Here is a 7,567-nt window from a genome sequence, read left to right as displayed (position 1 = left end):
GAAATGTAGGTTCGAATCCTGCACGGACTACTAATTAAAACTAATTAATTATGAATGAGGAAAATAAATCAATAATTAAAAGAAAAGCAGAAGAATATTTTGAAGAAAATATGTCTGGAGAACCACTATGTCAAGACTCTGTCATATATGATATGGCGCAATTCACTAAAGAAATATTAGAAGAATTTGGAATTAACACTGAAAAATTATAACCAAAAACTATAAATCATGGAATCAAAAAAATTAGAATTTGATGAAACTTTATGGGAAGAAATATTAAAAACATCTAAATTCTTTGAAGATAAGAATAAAAAATTAACAGCAGCTTATCTAAAAAGACAGTTCCCATTTTTATCAGAACGTCATGCAGCATGTTATATATTTGCACTTAATAATAAAGATGCTATTGTACCAGATTGGTCAGTTAAAAATAATATTTCTGCAATAAAAACAGATTTATATACAGAAAGAAAACGTGTAAAAGGTTTATTACAAGAAATAAATTTAGCTGATCAAAGATTAAGCTATATGTTTGCCTTAAATCACACAAAAGGTTTACAGGAATCTATTAAAGTAACAGCAGATCCTGAAATGAAGTCAGAAAGTACTGCAATCGCTTTATGTGGAGATGTACATGCTGAAGAAACAGTCAAAAAAGAAGTAATGGATGGACTAAATGAATACAATTTAGAAACATTCATAAAAAGATTTACAAGATATTTTTCAAGACTTCTTTATGTAATACGAATGCAACGTAAAGCAGAACATGAAATTAATAATTTGGTATTAACCTTTTTAGGGGATTTAATAACAGGTTATATTCATGAAGAATTAATGGAAAATAACTCCCTGTCACCAACAGAAGCTGCTAACATATTATTAGATTTAATGACATCTGGTATTAAATTGTTAGCTAATGAAGGCGCTTTTAAAAAAATAATTATCGTAGGAATACGAGGTAATCATGGTAGAACAAGTCATAGGAAAAAATTCGCAACCGGCTACAAAAATTCTTATGAATGGTTAATGTATAAAAGGTTAGAGAAAACCTTTAAAGATCATTTAACTGGATATGAAAATATCGAGTTTGTAATTCCTAAATCAGAATTTGCCTACATAGATATATATGATAAAAAATGGGGATTTTCTCATGGAGACCATTTTAATTATATGGGAGGAATTGGAGGAGTTATGGTACCGCTTATGCGTTGGTTATCAAAAATTAATGATGTAATTGATGCAGATATGAGAGGTATAGGTCATTGGCATTCATATATATCTCTACCAAAATGCCTTGTAAACGGTTCTATGATTGGTTATGCGCCATATGCTTTAGGTAAAGCATTTGCACCAGAAGAACCTAAGATGCAATTACAACTACAAGATAAGAAACTTGGATTTACTGTCAATATACCAATATTACTTGAAGACTTTTAAAATTTAATCACTCTGTTATTAATACATTGTTAGGGACGCGGGTTCGATTCCCGCCGCCTCCACTATTATACACACTTATACGTCTCAGAAGAGCATAGGAGCGACGGGCTGATAAACCGTGGTCGTTGGTTCAAGTCCAACTAAGTGTGTATATTTTAAAATATCAGTCTAACAGGATTGATTAACGATCGCCTGTTAGGCAAGCCGTATAATATCCTAATACTCATAAAGAGCGCCTCTTCGAGCATAAGATGTAAATTGCCCCGTTATACTATACGGATCTATAGACAGTTTTAATATTGTCCACTAGACTTACTTTATTAGGATATTATCCCATGGGGGCGACCTGGTTTTGACCGATAATAATATTAATAACCGATTAGTAGTGAGTGATTATTCCTTAAACGGAAACTTTAATACACCTGTTATTCAACTTCTAAGAGAAGTTGCGTAACACGTAATCAGTACGAAAAACTGTTAGCAGGGATGTAAAAAGTCCCTGCTTTTTAACTAAAATTACAATTAACCATGAATGATAAAAAAGAACCTTACATTGTATTTAATTTAAGTGAGGGCTGTTCTATTGAATTGAATAAAGCAGATAGAAAATTATTAGTGCCTGGATTAACTTCCAGTGACTTAGTATATGGACAAGCTCTATTAAGTTTACTAAAAAGACTTAATTTAGAATATAGTAAAAAATATCTGCTAACTGATGATGAAGATGCAAAAGCTAAACATCATTGGTTAACAGTCCTAATAGGAAAAATTGAAAATAAAAGAAAAGGCAGTATATCAAATAAAATGCCTAAATTAGTAAGTGCAAAATCTATTTCTAAGTATTTTGATTCATTAATAAAGGAATTTAGAAGTGAATTAAAAGAAATTAAAGAAGAACCCATAAAATCTAAAATAGCTAATGAATTAGCACATTTAGATAATATTGAGGCTCACATACTTAATACATATGGATTCAGATTGCACGACATCTCTAAAGTAGACGAACAAGATCACCCTTATGTCTTGAATATCGTTAAAAAGAAAGTAAGGGAAATAATAGGGAATTTTAAAAAAAGTGGTGGTGAGGACAAAGATCTTACTGTAAAAAATATAATTACATATTATGTAAGAACAATACCACCTGCAGTAAATATTAAAACTTTAACAGAAATAGTTAAAGAAGAACTTAAGTAAGTAAGGAAAAGGTGTGCTAAAATCTAATTATAACCAATTAAAAACAATAACCATGGAAGACCAAAAGATTTTAAATACACCGATGTTACTAACAGCTATTGTAGAGCTGCTGAATCTACAACAAATGGAAATCTCTGAATTACGACATGAAGGTAAGGATGATGAAGCTATTACTATGAAACATCATAGAAAAGAATTGCTAAGTAAAGCAATTGAATTAGCTTTAGAAACTGTATCTACTCATGGAGTTTGTATTCCTGTTGAACTTGATACCAAAAAACTTTCTGCAGATAAAGAAAGTTATTCAAGACAAATAAAGGAACAATTATCAAGACTGGAAAGTAAACCAGCTAAGAAAAAATTCACTGCGGATAAAAAAACTAAAATTCCAGCAACAGAACGCTCTTATTCAAATGTTTATGAACAAGATCAAGTAAAAAATAAAATGGCTACTTTTTCCATTAAGAAGAATTTACAACCTGAAGATTTACTAAAAGATGATGAGGAGTCTACTCCATTGAGTAGATTAGTAAGGAAATCTATTTCCCATATGTTACAATTAGGAAAAAGATTAGAGGCTGTAAATTATTTAACTAATTACATATTCATTTATATAGGAATGACTTCAAAAGAGGCACATTCTTTAATAAATGAATTAAAAGAAAAGTTCAATATTTTTGAACTGACTAAATTGAAGCCAGTAAACAAAAAAAGAGCGGTACCAAAAGGAAAAATAGTTTTTGCCGAAGTAAATACTTTTAAAAGTAAAGAACCTACTACAAAATATGTAATTTGGCCTGAAGACTCTAAAAATAATAGCATATTTGACTTTGTACAAGATGAATTTATTTGCATGTCAGATAATATTATTAAATTTAGAGAAGTTAGCCAATTAGAGGAAGAAAAAGTGAAAAAACAGAGAGAAGAGTTTGTAGATAAAGTAATTGAAAAAACTAAAAAAAGGTTAAAAAACAATAAGAAGTAATTAATAATATTAACCTAATAAAGGCAGGGATAATTCCTTGCCTTTTTAATTAATTAAAAGTTATGAATAAGTACATACAAATTAATCAACAAATTGAAAAGTTAATTAATAGTTCTAAAAAAATTAACATAATTAAAAGATTGTTGCAAGAATCTGATAATTTTCAGAATCGTGTAGCTTCCATCGTTGGAATAAATGTGGCAGAAATTGGTTTATCACATTTAAAAAACTCTTTAATTAGAAAGAAAAATGAGTACATTCACCAAGTAAATTATACGGCTAATACACTATTAGCTTTATTTAATGTGCCAGTTAAAGAATTTAATTTAAGTAATTTTGTTCTTGGTACTAAAGATTTACTTAATGGATATGCTGAAATAGAAGATTCTAAAGGTAATTTATGGGTACTCTCTTTAAATACAGGAGAATTTATTAAAGAAAGTATACCAGAAGATGAAGAGTCTAGAGAAACATTGCCAAGCTACATTAAAGAACCATGTTCTGTACTATCAGAAAATGACGAGTATTTAATATTAATTAAATCTAACAACCAATAAAAAAATTAAACTCGTTATGGTTGACAGAGCCGACTTGATCTAGGAATATGCATTTATTCATTTAGTGTTATATGCCTTGAAAGATCGTAGGGATCGTATCCCTAAGTCGGTACAATATTACCCCCAACAGAATATCTAACTAGTAGTTTAGGTCCAAACTAGACTATGACGTGCCAATTTTGTTAGATATTCACACAATTAGATGCTTATATACTTTTCAATGTAAATGCGTCTGTAAGTCCCTCGTGTAAAGCACTTGTGCATGTACACATTAAAGAGCAAACACAGACTATATTTTTACATAAAAGTTAACAAAATTTGTCAAAATTTTTAATAACTATTAAGCATCTTAGGTCGTCAGGTTTTGTTTTCACAGTACTTCCTGATTACCGGTTAACAAAGACAAATTGAAAAAAAAGAACTGTCATTTATTTCTACGCTCGTCACGAGAGCTACTAAGACATTCGAAAGAGTGGAATCGTGATACCCTTAAATGTAATTAATAATACAATGAGGCAGTCAGAGGGTTGGTGCTTTTTATAAGCAGTTGTATTATAATATTACATTATCTAGTGAGTAATTATTGCATGTTGTATATGCGAAATTACTTATCAATTATTTTTCATTTCATTTTATCAAGTAAATTACTAACAGTATTACACTGTAAATTAGTACATAATTGTAATGTCTGTCTGTGTACGACTACGAAGTAGCTACAATTATGGAGAAAAAAAAAGAACTGTTACTTAAAAAATGAGAACAGTATTAATTAAAAAAAGTTTAAGTATTAATTACTGATTGGTACTACAATCAACTATGGACTATCTTCAAGTCAGACGTTTGTAGACATAAAGATATAATAGGCCATATTGATACATATGTAACATGCTATACATAATGTACCAATCAGTATTTTAAATCAAGTCATGATGAAATATAAAGTGAACAGCATTGTAATTAATAAATCGGGTATAATCATAGATATAACCCAAAAAAGACTAATAGGTAAGAAATTTTGGATTTTTAATAAGTACAAAACCAAAAGATTTTTTGCTTTTCGAATGTTTAGAAACATTTCGATAAACCCTAATATATCATATACAGATTGGTTAATGATAGATAAGAATTCTGCAAATAAGAATTCAAAAGTGATTAATCCAAAGTATGTGATAAAAAACCCCAAACTAATAAAAGTATTAAATAAAGTTTTATTAAAAACCAAATCAATAAAAAAAGTATCATGGAAAAAGGATATATAAAACCAGCCAATTTAAGTATTGGACTAGGAAAAGTTTTTATAGTGGAAGAAGAATTAGTAGATGATAGAATTTCAAGTGAATTTATTCATCATTATGCAAAAGAACTTCCATTAGATAATGGAATCGTAAGAAATCCTAAAAATGGAAATTTTATTCTCAACCCTTCTGTAGAAAAAGAAGAGGAGGATAATAATTCTTATGAAATATCTTCGGATTTTACAGGATTATTTTTAGATGAAAGAGACTGTAAAATGACTGCTTCAGCTTTAAACGACAAAGAATATAAAAAAGCTGAAAAAATGTATGATGAATTGCTTGCTAAAGCTGATACTTTACAAGATACCATCATGAAGTTTTATAAAGACCTTAAAAAAGTCTAAGTATTAATTTTTAAATTAAGTAAGAAAATGGACAAAAAATCTGAACCTGCAAAATTTAAAGGAATTGTAGTTTCCTACCCGGAAAAAAATGCTGGTTTTGGCTTTATTAAGCCAACAGGAGAAAATAGAGAAATGGAAGAAATCTTTTTTCATAAAACAGCATTAGAATCCGAAGACATTACCGAAGGATGTAATGTAGAATTTCAATTAGGAAGTCACCCAAAAAACAAAAAAGGTGTTGTGGCTTTACATGTAAAATTAATAGGATAATACTTAAGAATAGATATTAACCAATAAAAATAACATCGAAATGGACGACAAAACCAAAACTAAAAAAAATTCTTCTAATAAAAATCTCACAGACATTACACCGCTTCCTTGGAATATGAATTCAAAAATAGAGAAAGAATTAAATACCGAAAAAGGTGCAAAAGACTTAATCTCTGTTGTAGAAGAAAAAGTAAAGGAAGAAGAGAAAATTAGAAGAATTCCTATTTTAAAAGATTTTTACGATAAGTATCGTAAAGCTTTAGATGCTAATGAAAGTATAAAACCAGATTTACATCCTGGATATACTGACAAACTTATAGCCAGAGATAACGGAGAATTAATCTATAGTAAAGAAATGGCAAATAAGAAACGAAATGCCATATCTAAAATAAACAACATGGTAAATGCCTATAACTCTTGGATTAAAACAGGAGATTGGGAAAAATTCGAAATATTTTGTAATTCTTTAAAATAAGATGAAATCTCAAAATTTAATAAACGTCGACGTATCTCCAGAAGAATTAATTTCTTCTATAGCTATACAGACACATATAGAAACTGTATTAAGATTTGATAGAAATATACATGCTAAATATCATGATAAATCTGGAGATACTATTGGATGTGGATGTATTTACTGTGTAACTTTGCATAGATATTCAAATATTAAAAAACTTATACATAGAGTCAAAAATAGAATATTGGATGATAATTATATTTATCCAAAAAAAGAACTTGAAGACCTAGATAAGAATTATTTGAAAACTTTGAAAAACATATGTAAAAAAGTGAAAGCAGAGAAAGATAATTTAAAAAAACAATTAAATTTATAATGTCAAAACCAATAACTTTGGGTTTAAAAACCTTTGATTTTTCACCTAAATTAGAATTTGGAGTACTAGAATATTCAACAAATTTTAATAGAATGGAAAAATCATTTGAAGCTAGAAAAACCAGAAAAATAAGAGCTTTAAATAAAAAAGGTATTTATATAGACCCTGAATTAATTTAACCAAAAACTATTATTGTCATGAAATTAAAAATATTATTAGTAGTACTAATACTACTTTTTAGCACAAAATCTTATGCAGATTATGGTGCTTTAGAAAAAGATGACAATATAGAATTTGTAATTACTAAAACAAATGATTTAACTGCAGATATAGAGTATATTTATACTGATGTAGTTACTAATTATTTAGAAAAACCAAATTCTATAATGTCATATGTATTAAATAAAACCAATTATTTTTACAATAATCTATTAAGTAAGTTTATTATATTTAATACTAAAAAAGAAATAGTTGTATTTAATAGAAAGAATAAATACATAATTTTAAATAAAATATTAAATATTAGTGAAAATAGTAAAACAATTTATAATTATTTAATAAAGGAAATATTTGTAATAAATGTCTATGGCGGTAGATCGCCTTGACAATTTAAAATAAATTCCTCATCTGTAATATTATAAAATTTTTAACA

The 7,567-nt window shown here is 28.0% G+C and carries 11 protein-coding genes; all 11 read left to right on the top strand.

What is annotated here, in order from left to right; all coding sequences use genetic code 11:
• Nucleotides 1-50 precede the first annotated feature (50 nt).
• The 11 genes from VJ881_03475 to VJ881_03425 all read left to right on the top strand — a co-directional run bounded on the left by VJ881_03475 (nucleotide 51) and on the right by VJ881_03425 (nucleotide 7,520).
• The gene (locus tag VJ881_03475; GenBank protein HKL75106.1) at nucleotides 51-212 is read left to right on the top strand and encodes a hypothetical protein; all 162 of its coding nucleotides are present in this window, start codon (nucleotides 51-53) and stop codon (nucleotides 210-212) included.
• Between the two features lie 16 nt (nucleotides 213-228).
• Nucleotides 229-1,437, top strand: coding sequence for a hypothetical protein (locus tag VJ881_03470; protein HKL75105.1), 1,209 nt, complete (start codon nucleotides 229-231; stop codon nucleotides 1,435-1,437).
• A 588-nt stretch (nucleotides 1,438-2,025) separates the two neighbouring features.
• The gene (locus tag VJ881_03465; protein HKL75104.1) at nucleotides 2,026-2,631 is read left to right on the top strand and encodes a hypothetical protein; all 606 of its coding nucleotides are present in this window, start codon (nucleotides 2,026-2,028) and stop codon (nucleotides 2,629-2,631) included.
• Between the two features lie 124 nt (nucleotides 2,632-2,755).
• Entirely contained in the window at nucleotides 2,756-3,616 is an 861-nt protein-coding gene (locus VJ881_03460; GenBank protein HKL75103.1) for a hypothetical protein, read from the top strand.
• A gap of 62 nt (nucleotides 3,617-3,678) precedes the next feature.
• Complete coding sequence (locus tag VJ881_03455) at nucleotides 3,679-4,173, top strand: hypothetical protein (GenBank protein ID HKL75102.1); 495 nt, start codon at nucleotides 3,679-3,681, stop codon at nucleotides 4,171-4,173.
• A 1,240-nt stretch (nucleotides 4,174-5,413) separates the two neighbouring features.
• On the top strand, nucleotides 5,414-5,812 hold the full coding sequence (locus VJ881_03450) for a hypothetical protein (GenBank protein HKL75101.1): 399 nt from the start codon (nucleotides 5,414-5,416) through the stop codon (nucleotides 5,810-5,812).
• 27 nt (nucleotides 5,813-5,839) lie between these two features.
• Nucleotides 5,840-6,082 (top strand): cold shock domain-containing protein, encoded by a 243-nt coding sequence (locus VJ881_03445; GenBank protein ID HKL75100.1) that lies wholly within the window; start codon nucleotides 5,840-5,842, stop codon nucleotides 6,080-6,082.
• Nucleotides 6,083-6,122: 40 nt separating this feature from the next.
• Nucleotides 6,123-6,557 carry a hypothetical protein gene (locus VJ881_03440; protein HKL75099.1) on the top strand — a complete coding sequence of 145 codons (435 nt, stop codon included), beginning with the start codon at nucleotides 6,123-6,125 and terminating at the stop codon, nucleotides 6,555-6,557.
• Nucleotide 6,558: 1 nt separating this feature from the next.
• Nucleotides 6,559-6,915 carry a hypothetical protein gene (locus VJ881_03435; protein ID HKL75098.1) on the top strand — a complete coding sequence of 119 codons (357 nt, stop codon included), beginning with the start codon at nucleotides 6,559-6,561 and terminating at the stop codon, nucleotides 6,913-6,915.
• Nucleotides 6,915-7,094 (top strand): hypothetical protein, encoded by a 180-nt coding sequence (locus VJ881_03430; protein ID HKL75097.1) that lies wholly within the window; start codon nucleotides 6,915-6,917, stop codon nucleotides 7,092-7,094. Before VJ881_03435 ends, VJ881_03430 begins: the two co-directional genes overlap by 1 nt.
• 18 nt (nucleotides 7,095-7,112) lie before the next feature.
• Entirely contained in the window at nucleotides 7,113-7,520 is a 408-nt protein-coding gene (locus VJ881_03425) for a hypothetical protein (GenBank protein ID HKL75096.1), read from the top strand.
• Nucleotides 7,521-7,567 lie beyond the last annotated feature (47 nt).

The organism is Halanaerobiales bacterium, assembly GCA_035270125.1.
Taxonomy (GTDB): Bacteria; Bacillota; Halanaerobiia; order Halanaerobiales; family DATFIM01; genus DATFIM01.
Note: the sequence above shows the minus strand (reverse complement) of the source record. Positions and strands in the feature narration are given on the sequence as shown.

Excerpts from the sequence above, each read along its gene's own strand:
- VJ881_03475 (HKL75106.1), top strand. The coding sequence starts at position 51 with ATGAATGAGGAAAATAAATCAATAATTAAAAGAAAAGCAGAAGAATAT.
- VJ881_03470 (HKL75105.1), top strand. The coding sequence starts at position 229 with ATGGAATCAAAAAAATTAGAATTTGATGAAACTTTATGGGAAGAAATA.
- VJ881_03460 (HKL75103.1), top strand. The coding sequence starts at position 2,756 with ATGGAAATCTCTGAATTACGACATGAAGGTAAGGATGATGAAGCTATT.
- VJ881_03455 (HKL75102.1), top strand. The coding sequence starts at position 3,679 with ATGAATAAGTACATACAAATTAATCAACAAATTGAAAAGTTAATTAAT.
- VJ881_03450 (HKL75101.1), top strand. The coding sequence starts at position 5,414 with ATGGAAAAAGGATATATAAAACCAGCCAATTTAAGTATTGGACTAGGA.
- VJ881_03445 (HKL75100.1), top strand. The coding sequence starts at position 5,840 with ATGGACAAAAAATCTGAACCTGCAAAATTTAAAGGAATTGTAGTTTCC.
- VJ881_03440 (HKL75099.1), top strand. The coding sequence starts at position 6,123 with ATGGACGACAAAACCAAAACTAAAAAAAATTCTTCTAATAAAAATCTC.
- VJ881_03435 (HKL75098.1), top strand. The coding sequence starts at position 6,559 with ATGAAATCTCAAAATTTAATAAACGTCGACGTATCTCCAGAAGAATTA.
- VJ881_03430 (HKL75097.1), top strand. The coding sequence starts at position 6,915 with ATGTCAAAACCAATAACTTTGGGTTTAAAAACCTTTGATTTTTCACCT.
- VJ881_03425 (HKL75096.1), top strand. The coding sequence starts at position 7,113 with ATGAAATTAAAAATATTATTAGTAGTACTAATACTACTTTTTAGCACA.